Origin of the sequence: Aeromonas sobria (assembly GCF_006243315.1) — a bacterium.
Lineage (GTDB): Bacteria > Pseudomonadota > Gammaproteobacteria > Enterobacterales > Aeromonadaceae > Aeromonas > Aeromonas sobria_A.
This window is the reverse complement of sequence record NZ_NKWE01000055.1, coordinates 23977-39661: the sequence shown is the minus strand read 5'-3', so window position 1 is coordinate 39661 and position 15685 is coordinate 23977. Positions and strand designations below refer to the sequence as shown.

14 protein-coding genes are annotated in these 15685 nt (G+C 59.0%); 8 read left to right on the top strand and 6 right to left on the bottom strand.

What is annotated here, in order from left to right:
• Positions 1–96: 96 nt before the first annotated feature.
• From CF137_RS17865 to malZ, 7 genes are all read left to right on the top strand, one after another.
• Positions 97–951: a type 2 periplasmic-binding domain-containing protein gene (locus CF137_RS17865; protein WP_101348320.1), complete on the top strand. Its 855-nt coding sequence runs from the start codon at positions 97–99 to the stop codon at positions 949–951.
• A gap of 72 nt (positions 952–1023) precedes the next feature.
• Positions 1024–1494 (top strand): CreA family protein, encoded by a 471-nt coding sequence (locus tag CF137_RS17860; RefSeq protein WP_101318633.1) that lies wholly within the window; start codon positions 1024–1026, stop codon positions 1492–1494.
• A gap of 74 nt (positions 1495–1568) precedes the next feature.
• Positions 1569–2558: a 2-hydroxyacid dehydrogenase gene (locus CF137_RS17855; protein ID WP_139720743.1), complete on the top strand. Its 990-nt coding sequence runs from the start codon at positions 1569–1571 to the stop codon at positions 2556–2558.
• A gap of 210 nt (positions 2559–2768) precedes the next feature.
• The gene (gene yegD / locus CF137_RS17850) at positions 2769–4130 is read left to right on the top strand and encodes a molecular chaperone (protein ID WP_139720741.1); all 1362 of its coding nucleotides are present in this window, start codon (positions 2769–2771) and stop codon (positions 4128–4130) included.
• A 373-nt stretch (positions 4131–4503) separates the two neighbouring features.
• A complete protein-coding gene (locus CF137_RS17845) occupies positions 4504–4920 on the top strand; it encodes an META domain-containing protein (protein WP_101326477.1) in 417 nt (138 codons plus the stop codon).
• 83 nt (positions 4921–5003) lie between these two features.
• Complete coding sequence (locus CF137_RS17840) at positions 5004–5852, top strand: HDOD domain-containing protein (protein ID WP_101318635.1); 849 nt, start codon at positions 5004–5006, stop codon at positions 5850–5852.
• Between the two features lie 5 nt (positions 5853–5857).
• On the top strand, positions 5858–7687 hold the full coding sequence (gene malZ / locus CF137_RS17835; protein WP_139720737.1) for a maltodextrin glucosidase: 1830 nt from the start codon (positions 5858–5860) through the stop codon (positions 7685–7687).
• 99 nt (positions 7688–7786) lie between these two features.
• Here the strand turns inward: malZ and CF137_RS17830 are convergent, their stop codons facing one another.
• Positions 7787–8320 carry an ATP--cob(I)alamin adenosyltransferase gene (locus CF137_RS17830; RefSeq protein ID WP_101326480.1) on the bottom strand — a complete coding sequence of 178 codons (534 nt, stop codon included), beginning with the start codon at positions 8318–8320 and terminating at the stop codon, positions 7787–7789.
• Between the two features lie 89 nt (positions 8321–8409).
• Positions 8410–9552, bottom strand: coding sequence for a DUF5610 domain-containing protein (locus tag CF137_RS17825; protein ID WP_139720734.1), 1143 nt, complete (start codon positions 9550–9552; stop codon positions 8410–8412).
• A 171-nt stretch (positions 9553–9723) separates the two neighbouring features.
• Between CF137_RS17825 and trmA the strand changes: the two genes are divergently transcribed.
• A complete protein-coding gene (gene trmA, locus CF137_RS17820) occupies positions 9724–10857 on the top strand; it encodes a tRNA (uridine(54)-C5)-methyltransferase TrmA (protein ID WP_139720732.1) in 1134 nt (377 codons plus the stop codon).
• Positions 10858–10947: 90 nt separating this feature from the next.
• On the opposite strand, the gene CF137_RS17815 is transcribed toward trmA, so the two are convergent.
• The 4 genes from CF137_RS17815 to mglB form a co-directional block, all read right to left on the bottom strand.
• The gene (locus tag CF137_RS17815; RefSeq protein ID WP_204787384.1) at positions 10948–11760 is read right to left on the bottom strand and encodes a Cof-type HAD-IIB family hydrolase; all 813 of its coding nucleotides are present in this window, start codon (positions 11758–11760) and stop codon (positions 10948–10950) included.
• 331 nt (positions 11761–12091) lie between these two features.
• The gene (mglC, locus tag CF137_RS17810) at positions 12092–13102 is read right to left on the bottom strand and encodes a galactose/methyl galactoside ABC transporter permease MglC (RefSeq protein WP_042012355.1); all 1011 of its coding nucleotides are present in this window, start codon (positions 13100–13102) and stop codon (positions 12092–12094) included.
• A gap of 16 nt (positions 13103–13118) precedes the next feature.
• Positions 13119–14639: a galactose/methyl galactoside ABC transporter ATP-binding protein MglA gene (mglA, locus tag CF137_RS17805; protein ID WP_101348328.1), complete on the bottom strand. Its 1521-nt coding sequence runs from the start codon at positions 14637–14639 to the stop codon at positions 13119–13121.
• 53 nt (positions 14640–14692) lie between these two features.
• Complete coding sequence (gene mglB / locus CF137_RS17800) at positions 14693–15679, bottom strand: galactose/glucose ABC transporter substrate-binding protein MglB (RefSeq protein ID WP_042018362.1); 987 nt, start codon at positions 15677–15679, stop codon at positions 14693–14695.
• Between the last annotated feature and the right edge of the window lie 6 nt (positions 15680–15685).

Here is a 15685-nt window from a genome sequence, read left to right as displayed (position 1 = left end):
GCACTGTCACTGGTCTCTGGCGAACCCTCGTCAGCAAGATAGTGGCAAGTTCTGTTAGACTCCGGGCACGTCCCGGAATCGACAGGAGAACTGCGCGTGAAATGGCTCATCAAACTGTGTTTGTGTCTGCCACTGCTGGCACAAGCACAGGTTTTGACGGTGAAAGTCCCCAGCCGTCCCATCAACAATCTCGATCAAGAGTACCAGCTCAAACTGCTGGAACTGGCGCTGACCCGTGCCGGGCAACCCTTTCGCATCCAGCCTGTCGAACTCGATCTCAACCAGTTCACCCTCCAGCAACAGCTGAGCAAGGGCAAGACCATCAACGTCTTCTGGATGGGTACCTCCAGCGCACTTGAATCTTCCCTGATCGCCGTCCCCATTCCGCTGTTTCGCGGCCTGGAAGGATTGCGGCTGTCGTTCATCCACGCCGATGCGCAAGAGAAGTTCAACCAGATCAATACCCTGGCCGACCTCAAACAGCTGAAAGCCGCGCAAGGCGTGGGTTGGGCCGATAACAAAATTCTGGAAAATGCCGGCATTGCCACCTACGCCGGCCGTTACAGCAATCTGTTTCGGCTGATCAACGACGGCGACAAGCTCGACTTCTTCCCGCGCTCGCTGGTGGAGATTTACGCCGAGCGCAGCGAACTGGTGGCGCAGTATCCCAACCTCGCCATCGAGCAACACCTGCTGATCCGCTACCCCTTTGCCCAGTTCTTCTTCGTCAGCCCCGAATACCCCAAGCTGGCCAAGGCGATCCAGACCGGGCTGGAGCGGGCCTACGCCGATGGCAGCTTTATGCAGTTCTTCCATGAAAATCCGAAGATCCGCGAAGCACTGGCCAGCGCCAACCTCGACCAACGGGTCACCATAGCGCTGCCCAATCCGGACATGACCCCATTGCTAAAAAGCATTCCGGCCCAATATTGGGACTATCCACCTCAGTGATGGCGCTGGATGATGATTATCACGCCCATTCAACCCATTGCTGAGGTCCGCAACCTGCTGGCGAGGAACAACATGAACAGATTACAAGGGTCGCTGCTGCTGACGAGCTGTTTACTGGCGATGCCCGCCATGGCGGACAAGGCTGACCCCATCGGTGAGGTGAGCACCTCTTTCAAGCTGTTAGGCCCCAACCACAAGATTTTGGTAGAAGCCTTTGATGACCCGCGCATCGACGGGGTCGCCTGCTATCTGGCGCGCCCCAAGACCGGTGGCGTAAAAGGCGGACTGGGGCTGGCGGAAGATCCCTCCCACGCCTCCCTGTCGTGCCACCAGATTGGCCCCATCACTCTGCCCGAAATATTGAAAGCGGGGGAAGAGGTGTTCGATGTCAGCACCTCGCTGGTGTTCAAGGAGCAAAAAGTGGTGCGTTTTTACGACAAAAAACGCAATGCACTGGTTTACCTGACTTACAGCACCAAACTGGTGGATGGTTCGTACAAGAGTGCAGTCAGCGCCGTTCCCATCATGCCGTGGGGACAATGACCTGCCGGTTTGTCCGGTGATAGCTGACCTATTTTGTTGTAATTTAACGACACACACGCTGCGGAGCACACACCATGAAGGTCGCCGTATTCAGTACCAAGAGCTATGACAAAGAGCATTTCAACCAGGCCAACAGCCAGTACGGCTGCGATCTGGAGTTTTTCGATGTGCGGCTGGAGGCCAAAACGGCCCGACTGGCTCACGGCTTTCCGGTGGTGTGTCTGTTCGTCAATGACGACGCCGACCGCGAGGTATTGACCGAGCTGGCCGCCAACGGCACCAAGGTGATTGCCCTGCGCTGCGCCGGTTACAACAACGTGGATCTGGCCGCCGCCAAAGAGCTGGGGCTGAAAGTGGTGCGGGTGCCCGCCTACTCCCCCGAAGCGGTGGCCGAGCACGCGGTGGGGCTGATGATGACCCTCAACCGCCGCATCCATAAGGCTTATCAGCGCACCCGCGATGCCAACTTCTCGCTGGAGGGGCTGGTCGGCTTCAACATGTTCGGCCGCACCGCCGGTATTATCGGTACCGGCAAGATCGGCATCGCGACCCTGCGCATCCTCAAGGGCTTTGGCATGCGCCTGCTGGTGAGCGATCCCTACCCCAATCAGGCGGCAATCGAGCTGGGGGCCGAGTATGTGGATCTCGATACCCTGTTCCGTCAATCCGACGTCATCAGCCTGCACTGCCCGCTGTTTAGCGAGAATTACCATCTGCTGAACAAGGAGGCGTTCGCCAAGATGAAGGACGGGGTGATGATCATCAACACCAGCCGCGGCGGCCTGCTCGACTCCAACGCCGCCATCGAGGCGCTCAAGACCTCCCGCATCGGCGCGCTGGGGCTGGATGTCTACGAGGAGGAGGAAGATCTGTTCTTCGCCGACAAGTCCAATGAGGTGATCACCGATGACGTGTTCCGCCGTCTGTCGGCCTGCCACAACGTGCTGTTTACCGGCCATCAGGCCTTCCTGACCCGCGAGGCACTGCACGCCATCGCCGATACCACCCTCGGCAATATCCGCGCCATCGAGCGCCAGGGCCGCTCCGACAACGAAGTGGAATAAGGGCTCATCCCTTCATCCTGTTCTTCATTGCTGTGCGCCGGGTTGTGAGACCCGGCGCCTTCGGGTAGGCTAGCCCCCCTTTTTTATTCAGGAGTCTGGCGCCCATGTTGATCGGATTTGCTCACGGTACCTCCGACTGTGCGTCGGGTGGTGAGACCCGGCACCTTCGGGTAGGCCAGCCCTCCTTTTTTACTCTGGAGTCTGGCACCCATGTTTATCGGATTTGATTACGGCACCTCCAACTGTGCCGTGGCCGTGATGGAACAAGGTAGCCCCAGGCTGCTCAATCTCGGCGCATCCCGCTACCTCCCCTCCACCCTGCATGCGCCCCACCGGGATGCCATCGCCGGCCTGTTGGCCGAAGGGCTGGCACCCGCTCAGCAGGCGGAGTACCTCAAATTGCGTGGCCCCGTGGTCACCCGCGCCCAGGCAGTACGTCGCCAGATGCGTGAAGAGGGGCTGATCGACGAGCTGAGCTTCGGCGGCGCCGCGCTGGAGCGCTATCTGGAAGAGCCGGACGACGGCTACTACATCAAGTCGCCGAAATCCTTCCTCGGCGCCTATGGCCTCAAGGCCCCCCAGATCGCCCTGTTTGAGGACATCGTCTGCGCCATGATGCTCCACGTCCGCCAGCAGGCGGAGCAGCAGCTCGGTGCCCCGATCCGCCAGGCGGTGATCGGCCGTCCGGTCAACTTCCAGGGTCTGGCAGGGGAAGAGAGCAACCAGCAGGCGATTGCCATCCTGACCGAGGCAGCCCGTCTGGCCGGTTTTGAGCAGGTGGAGTTCCTCTATGAGCCGGTGGCTGCCGGTTTTGAATTCGAGGCGCGCCTCAGCGAAGACGCCGTGGTGCTGGTGGTGGATATCGGCGGCGGTACCACCGACTGCTCCATGCTGCGAATGGGCCCCAGCTACCGTGACCAGCTGGATCGCAGCGGCGACCTGCTCGGCCACAGCGGCCAGCGGATCGGCGGCAACGACTTCGACATCCGCCTGACAGTGGAAGGCATGATGCCGCTGCTCGGCATGCACGAGACCCTCAAGACCGGCAAGCCGCTGCCCCACCCGCTGTTCTGGGACGCCGCCGCCATCAACGATGTCAGCGCCCAGAGCCGCTTCTACAGCCTCGACACCGCCCGCCAGCTGCAGGATCTGCAGCTCGACAGCCAACCCGGCAGCAAGCTGGGTCGTCTGGCCAGCCTGCGGGCACACAAGCTGAGCCACCAGCTGGTATGGCGTGCCGAGCAGGGCAAGATCGCCCTCTCGGAGCAACCGCTCAATCGCCAGTCGCTGGCCGAGCTGGAAAAAGGGCTGGAAGCGGAGCTGACCCGCGAGCAGCTGGCCAACGCCTCTGCCCTGCTGCTGGAGAAAATTGGCGAGCTGATGGATGAAGCCATTGCCAATGCCGGTGTGCAGCCGGATCGCATCTTCGTCACCGGCGGTAGCGCCCGCTCGCCGCTGATCGCCAGCTTTATCCGCCAGAAGCTCCCGTCCATTCCACTCGAGGGTGGTGATGACTTCGGTTCGGTCGCTTCGGGTCTTGCCCGTTATGCCGAGCGGTTGTTCGCCAACTGATCCCTGAGATGCCGCAAGCAGCTCCATCACTCCCCGCTTGAGGGAGTGATGACTTCGGTTCCATTGCTGCGGGCCTCGCCCGTTATGCCGAGCGGTTGTTCGCCAACTGATCCCTGAGATGCCGCAAGCAGCTCCATCACTCCCCGCTTGAGGGAGTAATGACTTCGGTTCAGTCGCTTCGGGTCTTGCCCGTTATGCCGAGCGATTGTTCGCACAATAAGCAAGCCGATGGCAACATCCGCCCGGGTGTTGCCATTTCGCGACAGTGGTGCGGGACAAGGGGCGACAGAAGCAGTCGGGCATCCCCTCTCGCCCCCTGCGCCACAGCCAGCAAACAGGGTATTCTGGGCACTCCACCAACCGGAGCCCCCTCATGCCCAGATTGCTATCCCTGCTGCTCTCCCTGCTGCTGCTCGCGGGCTGTAGTTCAACCGCCTTTGTCCGGCAGGATCTGCAACATCACCACTGGATTCTGAGCAAGCTGGATGGCGAACCGGTCGCCGCCTTGCGCGACAATCCCCCCGATTTCGAGATCGGCGAGCACTTCACCGTCAACGGCATCGCCGGTTGCAACCGCTACTTCGGTCAGGGCCATCTGAAAAATAACCGGCTGTGGGTCACCAGCATGGGCAGCACCGAGATGGCCTGCATGCCGCCGCTGAACACCATCGAACAGGCCGTGCTCACCACCCTGACCGAGGGCGCCACCCTGAGCGGTACCAGCCAGACCCTGATCTTGCAGGGCAAACAGCACCGCTTGGAATACACCTTGCGCGATTGGGTCTTTTAGTCGTAACAAATACCCATCACAAAGCCGCATCACAAACAGGAACATGTTGTCCGGCTGTGGCACACTATGAGGCAGAGTTCGCAATGGAGGCTGCCTCAGCCATGTCGATGGATCGCCTGTTTGACAAGATCAAACAACTCCCCACCATTCCCCAGCTGCTGCACGAGTTGATGCAGAGCTTCAATGATGAAAATGCCCGCATCGACGAGATTGCGGCCAAAATCGCCATGGATCAGGTGATCAGCGTCAAGGTGCTGCGGATGGCCAACTCGGCTGCCCTGCGCCGGGGCAACGACGTGACCTCCATCGAACAAGCGGTGATCCGGCTTGGCTTCAACCGGTTGCGCTCGGTGGTGGTTGCCTCCGGCATCATCGGCAGCTTCAAAGCCCCTCCCAGCTTCAACAAAAACAAGTTCTGGACCGAGACCTTTCAGGTCGCCACCATTGCCAAGACCCTGGCGCAAGAGACCAAGGCACTGGATCCCGAGACCGCCTTTACCTGCGCCCTGATCCACAACATCGGTGAGCTGCTGATCCAGAGCACCCTGCCGGAAGAGGCAGAACTGATCAATATGTCGATCCAGAACGGCAGTAGCCGGGTGGAGGCCCAGCGGGAGATGCTCGGCTACGACTATTCCCAGCTTGGCGCCGAACTGGCGCGACGCTGGAACCTCTCCGAGGCCTTCGTTGATGCCATTTCCCAGCAGCTTGACCCGCTCTCCCACGATCCGGTCAGCAAGGAGGCGGTGCTGATCCGCCTCGCCGTGTTTATCTCCTTCGCCTGGAATGCCGGGGTACCAGCCCAGGCCATCATTGCCCGCTTCCCCAAACCGCTCGCCGACCAGTTGGGACTGGATCCCAAGTCGCTGGCAGGCCAACTCGAAACGCTTCACGAACAGGGTAATGCCCTCGCCGATCTTCTGACTCAATAAGCATCATGACCCATCCGTTTCTGTTTCATCCCCAGGTGGCGCCCTGGTTCAAAGAGAGCGCCGACGCACTGCAACTCACCCTCTTTAGCGAACTGGACGCCCCGATCCGCACTGTGTGGCTACGCCACGAGCCGGACAACGAGGAGTACCTGATCCCGATGACAGCGGTCTCGACCCGCGACCGGCTGCAGGTGTGGCAGGCCACCCTGCCACTGGCCAAGGGGCAGGATACCCACCTCTACAGCTTCAAGTGCCTCACCGACGAAGGGCAGTGGTGGTTGCACGGCGCGGGCGTCAGCCCTGCCATGCCACCGCGCGAGCAGCATTTTCGCTTCAACAGCCTGCACCAGCCACCGGCCTGGGTGCAGGATCAGGTGTTCTACCAGATCTTCCCCGACCGCTTCTGCAATGGCGACCCGTCGCTGAGCGTCAAGCATCACGAATATGAGTACCGCGGCAAGGCGGTGATCAGCAAAGGGTGGGGGGAGCCGGTCAGCCGCCACGACGAGGGGCACGGCGCCTGTGAATTCTATGGCGGCGATCTGGCTGGCATTGATGCCAAGCTGCACTATCTGCAATCCCTCGGGGTGACGGCGCTCTACCTCAACCCCATCTTCGATTCGCCGAGCAACCACAAGTACGACACTCAGGACTACTTCAAGGTCGATGCTCACCTCGGCAGCAACGAGCAGTTCGCCGAGCTGACCCGCAACCTGCACCAGCGCGGCATGAAGATCATTCTCGATGCGGTGGTTAACCACACCTCGACCGAGCACCCCTGGTTCTGCCCGCCGCTAGGGGCCAACAGCACCCCGGACTCGCCGTGGCGCAGCTTCTACACCTTTGACAGCGAAGGGGATTACGTCAGCTGGAAGGGCATTCGCAGCCTGCCCAAGCTCGACTTTGCCAGCGAACAGGTGCAGGACGCCATCTATCGGGCTGATGATGCCATCCTGCGCTACTGGATGCGGCCGCCCTACCATATCGACGGCTGGCGCTTTGACGTCATCCACATGCTGGGGGAGCGCGGCACCGCCGAGGGCAACCGCAGCCATGTGCGGGCCATTCGCGGGGCGGTGAAGCAGGAGAACCCGGACGCCTACGTGCTCGGTGAGCACTTCTTCGAGGCGAGCCAGTGGCTGCAAGGGGATCAGGAGGACGGTGCCATGAACTACTATGGCTTCGCCCACCCGATCCGCGCCTTCCTGGCGGGGCAGGATATCGCCTACCACCCTATCAAGATCAGCGCCGAAGAGCTGGACCGCTGGCTCAAGCTGGCGCGGGCCCACATCCCGTTCAAGAACCAGCTGGCCCAGTTCAACCTGCTGGACAGCCACGACACCGCCCGCTTCCTCCACCTGCTGGGAGAAGACAAACAGCGGATGCGGCTGGCGGCGACCCTGTTGCTCACCTATATCGGTACACCCTCCATCTACTACGGCGACGAAGTGGGACTCTCTGGCGGCAACGACCCGGACTGCCGCCGCTGCTTCCCGTGGGAGACCACCGCCTGGGATCACGTGCTGCACGATTACTACCGCCGACTGATCCAGATCCGCCGCCAGCGCCCCTCCCTGCGCCGTGGCGATATCCAGACCCTCTATGCCGGGCCCCACAGCTATGTGTTCGCCCGCACTCTGCAAAGCGATCAGGTGGTGGTTGCCTGCAACCGTCACCCGAGCGAGCCGCGCACCATCAGCCTGCCGCTGTGGCAGACCGCCAGCCCGGCCAGCCGCTTCACCGACGCCTTCAACGGCGACAAGTTCGAAGTGGTGCAGGGCGAGGTACAGCTCACCATCCCGGCCAACTCGGCCAGAGTGCTGATCTCCAGCTGAGTGGGCGACTGACACACTGAAACGCAAAACCGGAGCGCAAGGCTCCGGTTTTTTATTCCGTTCAATCCCCGACGGCGTCTGGCCCCTTGCCTGCCGCAATCAGTAGTTGATGCTGACGTAAGGCACTTCCGGCACCTGCCAGCGCTGCTTGAGGTAGACGGTCAACACGAAGAAGAAGTTGGCCAGCAGGTTGGCGAAGCGATAGAGAATGGGATCGAAGGCCACCCCGCTCTCTTCCAGCCGGACCAGCAGCCGCACCACCTTCTTGCTGGCGCAGCGACACAGGTGGAGGGTAGGAATGGGCTGGGGCCCCTGCGGCAGTACGAAACCGGTGACGCTGCCGCGACTTGCCTCGTTGTAGTGGTCGTAACGGGCCTTGAGCCACTCAAGGTCTGCATCGAAAATCCCCAGCTTGCCGCGCACCGAGCCGTTGAGGTTGTAGATAAGCCGCTGCAACACCGCGAGATCCGCCAGCATGGGCTCGGTGTCGGCATCCGGCGCAAGGTGTGACAACACGGCCCCGACCTGACAGCAGAGCTCGTCTGTGGCGATTTCAAAATCACATTTGAGCGAGGTTTCGAAGATAAAGGGGTAGCAGAGCTCGCGCTTGTCTCTTGGCTTCTTGGGGTTCATGGGGCAACCGGATTGGAGAAAAGGCCAGTTTGCCAGCCCCGGGAAGGGCTGGCAAACGGCAGGTCATTACTTGCGTTACGCGCTGTGGCTCAGGCGTTCTTACTGGCGGGCTCGGTTGATGGCTGGAACTGGTTAATCATCCGCAGCGCCTCCAGCATCCGCTGGTTGAAGCTGGTGAAGCGATCGACCTGTAGCGGGTCCGCTTCCCCTCTGGCGGCCAGCACGGCAGGGGTCAGCGCCTGTTGCTGGGATGCTGGCAGCAGGGTATCCGCCTGTTTCTGTACCTGATCCAGCTTGGGCAGGTAGTCGGCAAACGGCTTGATCAGATCCTGCAGGGAGTGCGCCCCCTGATAGGTCTGGCTCAGCTTGACGCTCTGCTTGAGCTTGAGGGAATAAGACGCCAGCTGGCTGTCATCCAGTTTCAGCTCGCTCGCCTTATCCAGCAGATCCTCGAAGTTGCCGGAGAAAAAATTCCCCGCCAGCTCGTCGATCCCCTTGACCAGCTTGCCGATGGACTCCATCTCATCGCTGCTGAGATCCCCCTCCAGCGAGAAGCTGAAGCTCTGGCTCGACTTGAGGCTGAACTGGCTGCCACTCTCACTGCTCTGGGACTTGCTCTGCCAGCTGTCGTTGAAGCGCAGCACCACCTTGTCGCCATCCTTGGTCTGGATCTCCAGGTAGCCCTGCTGGCGGCTGGCCATCTCGGCCGCCCCCATGTCGGTCGGGGAGACTTTGCCGAAGAACTCCTTCTCGAACTCGTCGAGCCCCTTCTGGATCAACTTGTAGCTCTGATCGATACCCGTCTTGATATCCTCATTGTCGGTTGCCCAGTCGCCGAGCTGCTTGCGGGCATCACCGAACCCCTTGTCGACCCCTTTGCGCGCCTGCTCCATCATGCCGGTCAGATCCTCATCGGATTTGCCATCGGCCCGCGCAGCGCCAAGTCGGCCAGTGACAAACTGCAACACGTTGTCCGCCACCGACTGAAAGTCGAACAGGGTCTCCGGCGTGATCACCTCCGGCTCCTGCACCTTGGGCGCCTTATAACCCTGGCCATTGATCTCCAGCGAGAACTGCAGCGCCTGCTGGATCAGCACCTGCGCCCATTTGGGCGGCTTGTGTAAAGAGACCTCTTCCTCGCGACTCAGTGGTTTTGACTCTGCCTGTTGCGGCGTTTTGGGAGAGACACCCACTCCCTTGGGTTGGGCTGCGCCCATGCCTTCGATCTGCATAATGTGTCCTCCCACCATGCTTGTAGATCTACTATCGGCCTGACTGAACACTTCTTGACCACAAAATACTGGACAATCTACTGCGGCCTTTTAAAATCCACACCCTTTGGGTGGCCTGTTGCCTTCCCCCGATTTCGATCCGGCCTGGCCGGTGTGCATGTGAGGTATATCATGACCCAATCCCAACGGGCTGACGCAGATTCTGTGGCGCCAAGAACCCCTGCCGACTATCAGGCCCAGCTCGACGAAAAGAGCGCTCGCCTCACCGAGCTGTTTGCCGGATTCACCCTCCCGGCGCTGGAGGTTCATGCCTCACCGGCAGAGTACTACCGGATGCGGGCCGAATTTCGCATCTGGCATGAGGGGGATGATCTCTTCCACTGCATGTATGCCCCGGCAACCAAAGAGATTATTCGGGTTGAGCACTTCCCGACCGCCAGCCGCCTGATCAATCAGCTGATGCCGGTACTGCTGGAGGGGCTGCGCCCCCATCCGGTGCTGCGCCGCAAGCTGTTCCAGATCGACTACCTGTCGACCCAGTCCGGCCAGCTCATCGTCAGCCTGCTCTATCACCGCAAGCTGGAAGCCGAATGGCAGCAGGTCGCCGAGACGCTGCAAGCCGACCTGCGCGCCCAAGGGTTTGATCTGCGGCTGATTGGTCGAGCGCACAAACAGAAAATCGCTCTGGGCGATGACTTTGTCATCGAGCAGCTCAATGTGGCAGGCCGCCAGCTCACCTACAAGCAGGTGGAGAACAGCTTCACCCAGCCCAACGCCGTCATCAATGAGCAGATGCTGGCCTGGGCGCTGGCTGTGACCAAGGGGAGCGAAGGGGACCTGCTGGAGCTCTATTGCGGCAATGGCAACTTCTCCATCGCACTGGCGCAGAACTTCCGCAAAGTATTGGCCACCGAGATCGCCAAACCGAGCGTTGACTCAGCCCAGTTCAACATCGCCGCCAATGGCGTCGACAACCTGATTATCCTGCGTATGTCGGCCGAGGAGTTCACCATGGCGATGCGTGGCGAGCGGGAGTTCAACCGCCTCAAGGGGGTCGATCTCCAGAGTTACCAGTGCAATACCATCTTCGTCGACCCGCCCCGCGCCGGTCTCGACGATGCCACCGTCAAGCTGGTGCAGGAGTACGACAACATCCTCTACATCTCCTGCAACCCCGAGACCCTGCAGGCCAACATGGCGGTATTGGGTGAAACCCACGAGATCGCCCGTTTCGCCCTGTTCGACCAGTTCCCCTGGACCCATCATATGGAAGCCGGGGTCTATCTGCGCCGCAAGGCCGGTTGATTCAAGCAGACGAAAAACAAAAACAGGGCCGCATGGCCCTGTTTTGCTATCTGGTGGCTCGCCGCCAAAAAAGGGGCGCCTGCTTTGTGGTTATCTGGATGGTGCAGCTTGCAACACCCGTTGCCGAATGATCTGGGTAACCCCTTGTTCATCATTACCCGGCGCGATAAAACGAGCTAATTTCTTAATTTCAGGGTGGGCATTGGCCATGGCATAACTGTGGTAGGTCTCTTTGAGCATTTCGACATCATTAAAAAAATCACCAAAGCTCATGCTCTGCTCGAAGTTGAAATCAAAAACAGTTCGCAACTTTTTAATGGCCGCCCCTTTCGAGGCATCTTTGTGCATAAAATCGAGCCAAATTTCGCCGCTCACCACCACCTGATGGCTATCGCCAAAATGCGGGAATACCACCGGATAAACATGCTGTTCGGCGCCATTGAAATTAAGCACGGCGACCTTGATAAACTCATCGTCAATTGCCAATAAATCATCCACTTGCACCAGTGAGTGATAATAGTTGTTCATTTCACCAAGAGCAGCCTGACAGGTTGTTTCGGTATAGGCGGTATGCTTGCCACACAACACCAGATGAGAGCCCGCGATTTGACGCACTGCGGTAATCATCTGATAGGCATCTTGCTGGCCAATCAGGCTGCTATGTAACTCGTTACCCTGATAGACCACATAAGTGCCATTTTCAGCAATAAATACCATCTGGTCTTTGATTGGCGAAAAAACATCCAGCAAGCTGTGATATTGCCGACCCGATGCCGCAGCAAACAGCACCCCCTGCTGTTGCAGCAGGGCGAATACTTCAAAAAAATCCACTGGCAACGCTTTCTGGCTATTTAATAAGGTGCCATCCATATCGACGGCAATAAATTTAATCTGCGTACTCACAAGCGCTCCTGTCGTCATTATTCATAAATACATCGCAATAAAAATCAACGCCACCACATCCATGGCGGCGCCCCTAAATGACAACCTCAAGTCTACTGCTGTTAGCTGCCAATGCAGGAGGGGGCAAATCTTGAGTGACCACCGAACCAGTGGCAACCGGCGCAATAGTCACCATCGAGGTGAGCGAAGATAAACTCAGCGGGAATGCTTGTCACTTGAGTCGCGATTTTTTATCAATAACGGCGGAGGGCTGGTGAAGTCTTGCGGGGGGTGCCACTGAGACGATTGGTGGGGAAAATGGGTGGCTCACCCTGACGGTGAGCCACGGCCATTATTTCTTCTTGGCGTACTTCATGGAGTCCAGCGCCACCGCCAGAATGATGATGCCGCCCTTGATGATGAACTGCCAGTAAGGGCTGACCCCGATATAGGTCAAACCGTAGTTGATCAGGGTGAAGATAAGTACGCCGGTAATCACACCCGCGACTGTCCCTACCCCGCCGGCAAACGACACGCCACCCACCACGCAGGCCGCGATGGCATCCAGCTCATACATGAAGCCGAGGTTGTTGGTGGCACTGCCGACCCGACCCGCTTCCAGCATGCCGCCGAAGGCGTAGAACACACCTGCCAGCGCATAGATCATCACCAGATTGACTGCCACGTTGACGCCGGAGACCTTGGCCGCCTCGGGGTTGCCACCGATGGCGAAGATGTTTTTGCCAAAGCGGGTCTTGTTCCACAGCACCCAGACAAAGACGCTGGCGATGGCCGCATAGAAGGTGAGGTACGAGAGCTTGAATCCTCCGATCCGGATAAACCCTTGGGCAAAGCTGGAGAAGCGGGGGTCAAACCCGGCCACCGGCGAAGCCCCTACCGAGTCAAAGTAGAGGGAGTTGATGCCGTAGACGATGATCATGGTGCCCAGGGTGGTAATGAACGGCGTTACGTTCAGGTAGGCCACGATCAAACCGTTGACTAGGCCGATCAACGCCCCCACCGCACACACCAGCAGGATCACCACCGGAATGGGCACCTCCCCCAGCGTAGGGAACACCTTGTTAACGTTGGTCAGCGCCTGCAACATGGTCGCCGCAATCAGCGCCGCCAGACCGACCTGACGACCGGCCGACAGATCCGTCCCCTGGGTAATGATGATGCCCGCCACCCCCAGCGCGATGATGACCCGCACCGAGGACTGGGTCAGGATGTTGCTGAAGTTGGTGAGGCTCAGGAAGGAGGGTTCCTGGATCACGATGACCATGAGCAGCACCAGCAGCACCAAATAGATGGCGTTTTCCTTGAGCGCCTGCATCAGATTGAAATTTTTAGCCGACTCCATAAATGTCTTCCTGTCTCTAGAGGTACAGAGATGCCAGGCGCAGTATCTCGCTCTGGTCAGTTTCTTTGGTATTGACGATCCCGGCGACCCGGCCATTGCTCATCACCATGATGCGGTCGGTGATCCCCAGCAATTCCGGCATCTCTGACGAGATGATGATGATCCCCTTGTCCTTTTTCGCCAGCTCCAGGATCAGCTGGTAGATCTCGAACTTGGCCCCCACGTCGATGCCGCGGGTGGGCTCGTCGAGCATCAGGATCTCCGGCTGGGTCAGCAGCCAGCGACCGATGATAACCTTCTGCTGGTTGCCCCCGGAGAGGGAACCGATCTGGGTCTGCTGAGTTGGCGTCTTGACCCGCATGGAGTCGATAACCCACTGGGTATCGCTCTTCATCTTGTTGTCGCTGAGCAGCCCCATGGAACCTTTGTAGCTGTCCATATTGGCGATCAGGGAGTTGAAGGCGATATCGAGCCGGGAGTAGATACCGGTGGAGCGGCGCTCTTCCGTCACCAGCGCAAAGCCGTTGCGAATCGCTTCGTGGGCGTTGTGGTTGGCCACCTCTTTGCCGTGCAGCTTGATGCTGCCCTGGCTGCGATCGCGGATACCAAACAGGGTCTCGACGATATCGGTGCGCTTGGCCCCCACCAGCCCGGCGATGCCGAGGATCTCCCCCTTGTGCAGGTTGAAGGTCACATCCTGAATGGAGGGTTGGTTCTTCGCCGTCAGGTGTTCGATCTCGAGGATCACCTCTTGCGGCTGGTTGGTTTTTTCCGGGAAGCGCTGGGTCAGTTCACGGCCAACCATCATCCCGATGATCTGATCCATAGTCATGCCCTTGAGCGGTTGGGTTGCCACCCACTGGCCATCGCGCAATATGGTGATCTCGTCACAGAGCTGGAAGATCTCCTCCATCTTGTGAGAGATGTAGACGATGCCGCACCCCTTATCCTTCAACTTGTTGATGATCTTGAAGAGATGGTTCACCTCTTTCTCGGTCAGGGAGGAGGTGGGTTCGTCCATGATGACGATCTTGGCGTCGTAGGAGAACGCCTTGGCGATCTCGATCATCTGCATCTGGGAGACCGACAGGGTCGCGACCTTCACCTTGGGATCGATATCGATGTCGAGCTCGTCGAAGATGCGTTTGGTATCGTCATACATCTTGCCGTGGTCGATGAACCACCCCTTGGTGGGGTAGCGGCCGAGCCACATGTTGTCCATCACGGTACGCTGCAACACCAGGTTGAGTTCCTGATGCACCATGGAGACGCCATTTTCCAGCGCCTGCTTGGAGGAGCTGAAGTTGATCTCCTGCCCCTTGAAGAAGATCTTGCCCTGATCCTTCTCGTAAATGCCGAACAGGCACTTGAGCAGGGTGGATTTTCCCGCACCATTCTCGCCCATCAACGCATGCACAGAATGAGGACGGACCCGTAAATTGACATTATCGAGTGCCTTGACGCCGGGAAAGCTCTTACTGACGTCAATCATCTCCAACAGCCATTCTGATTGTTGCTGTGTTGTCATATCAGCCATCACATCTGGTGGAAAAAAGGGCAAGGGGATCGCCCTTGCCCTGGAGGGGGGAATTACTCGAATTGAGACAGGTTGTCTTTATCCACACCAACGTAGGCAACGCGCACCACCTTGTTGTCGATCTTCCAGTTGGTGCCTTCACCCGCCGCTTTGCCTTCAGCCAGGTTCTTGGTCAGCTCGAAGGTGGCTTTAGCCTGGTTGGCCGCATCGTTCAACACGGTCCCCGCCATGGCGCCGCTCTTGACCATGGCCAGCGCTTCCGGCAGCGCATCGACGCCGAACACCGGAATGGCGCTCTTGCCCTGGGCTTTCAGTGACTCGACTGCGCCCATTGCCATGCCGTCATTGTTGGCGATGACCACTTCGATCTTGTTGGCGTTGGGGCCAGAGATCCAGGCATCCATCTTGTCTTTGGCCATGGCGGTATCCCACATACCGGTATCCATGTGCAGCTGCTCGGTCTTGAAGCCGCCATCATTCAGGGTCTTGATGACATAGGAGGTACGGGCTTCTGCATCCGGGTGGCCCGGCTCGCCCTTGAGCAGCACAAACTGGATCACGCCATCCTTGTTCAGATCCCACTCCGGATGGGCTTTCCAATGTTTGGCAATCAGCTGACCCTGGATGATCCCTGACTCCTTGGAGTCGGTGCCCACATAGTAGGCCTTGTCATAGCTGGCCAGATCGGTAGCACTCGGCTCCTTGTTGTAGAACACCACCGGGATATCTTCCCCACGAGCCTTCTCGATCACCACAGGGGCCGCCGCCGGGTCAACCAGGTTGATGGCCAGTGCTTTCACCCCTTTGGCCAGCAGCACGTCGATCTGGTCGTTCTGCTTGGACTGGTCGTTCTGGGAGTCGTTCATCAGCAGCTCTACACCCGGATTGGCTGCCGCTTCCTTCTCGATGGCCTTGCGCACGACCGCCATGAAGTTGTCGTCATATTTGTAAACAGTTACCCCGATGCGGGTGTCAGCCTGAGCATTGGCACCAGCCATCATGCCCATCAGCAGGGCGGCAACTGTGGTCAGTTTTTTCATTATGTG

What these genes read in the sequence shown, in the direction of transcription:
- CF137_RS17860 (WP_101318633.1), top strand. Translation starts at nt 1,024, where the DNA reads ATGAACAGATTACAAGGGTCGCTGCTGCTGACGAGCTGTTTACTGGCG.
- CF137_RS17855 (WP_139720743.1), top strand. Translation starts at nt 1,569, where the DNA reads ATGAAGGTCGCCGTATTCAGTACCAAGAGCTATGACAAAGAGCATTTC.
- yegD (WP_139720741.1), top strand. Translation starts at nt 2,769, where the DNA reads ATGTTTATCGGATTTGATTACGGCACCTCCAACTGTGCCGTGGCCGTG.
- CF137_RS17845 (WP_101326477.1), top strand. Translation starts at nt 4,504, where the DNA reads ATGCCCAGATTGCTATCCCTGCTGCTCTCCCTGCTGCTGCTCGCGGGC.
- CF137_RS17840 (WP_101318635.1), top strand. Translation starts at nt 5,004, where the DNA reads ATGGAGGCTGCCTCAGCCATGTCGATGGATCGCCTGTTTGACAAGATC.
- malZ (WP_139720737.1), top strand. Translation starts at nt 5,858, where the DNA reads ATGACCCATCCGTTTCTGTTTCATCCCCAGGTGGCGCCCTGGTTCAAA.
- CF137_RS17830 (WP_101326480.1), bottom strand. Translation starts at nt 8,320, where the DNA reads ATGAACCCCAAGAAGCCAAGAGACAAGCGCGAGCTCTGCTACCCCTTT.
- CF137_RS17825 (WP_139720734.1), bottom strand. Translation starts at nt 9,552, where the DNA reads ATGCAGATCGAAGGCATGGGCGCAGCCCAACCCAAGGGAGTGGGTGTC.
- trmA (WP_139720732.1), top strand. Translation starts at nt 9,724, where the DNA reads ATGACCCAATCCCAACGGGCTGACGCAGATTCTGTGGCGCCAAGAACC.
- mglC (WP_042012355.1), bottom strand. Translation starts at nt 13,102, where the DNA reads ATGGAGTCGGCTAAAAATTTCAATCTGATGCAGGCGCTCAAGGAAAAC.
- mglA (WP_101348328.1), bottom strand. Translation starts at nt 14,639, where the DNA reads ATGGCTGATATGACAACACAGCAACAATCAGAATGGCTGTTGGAGATG.
- mglB (WP_042018362.1), bottom strand. Translation starts at nt 15,679, where the DNA reads ATGAAAAAACTGACCACAGTTGCCGCCCTGCTGATGGGCATGATGGCT.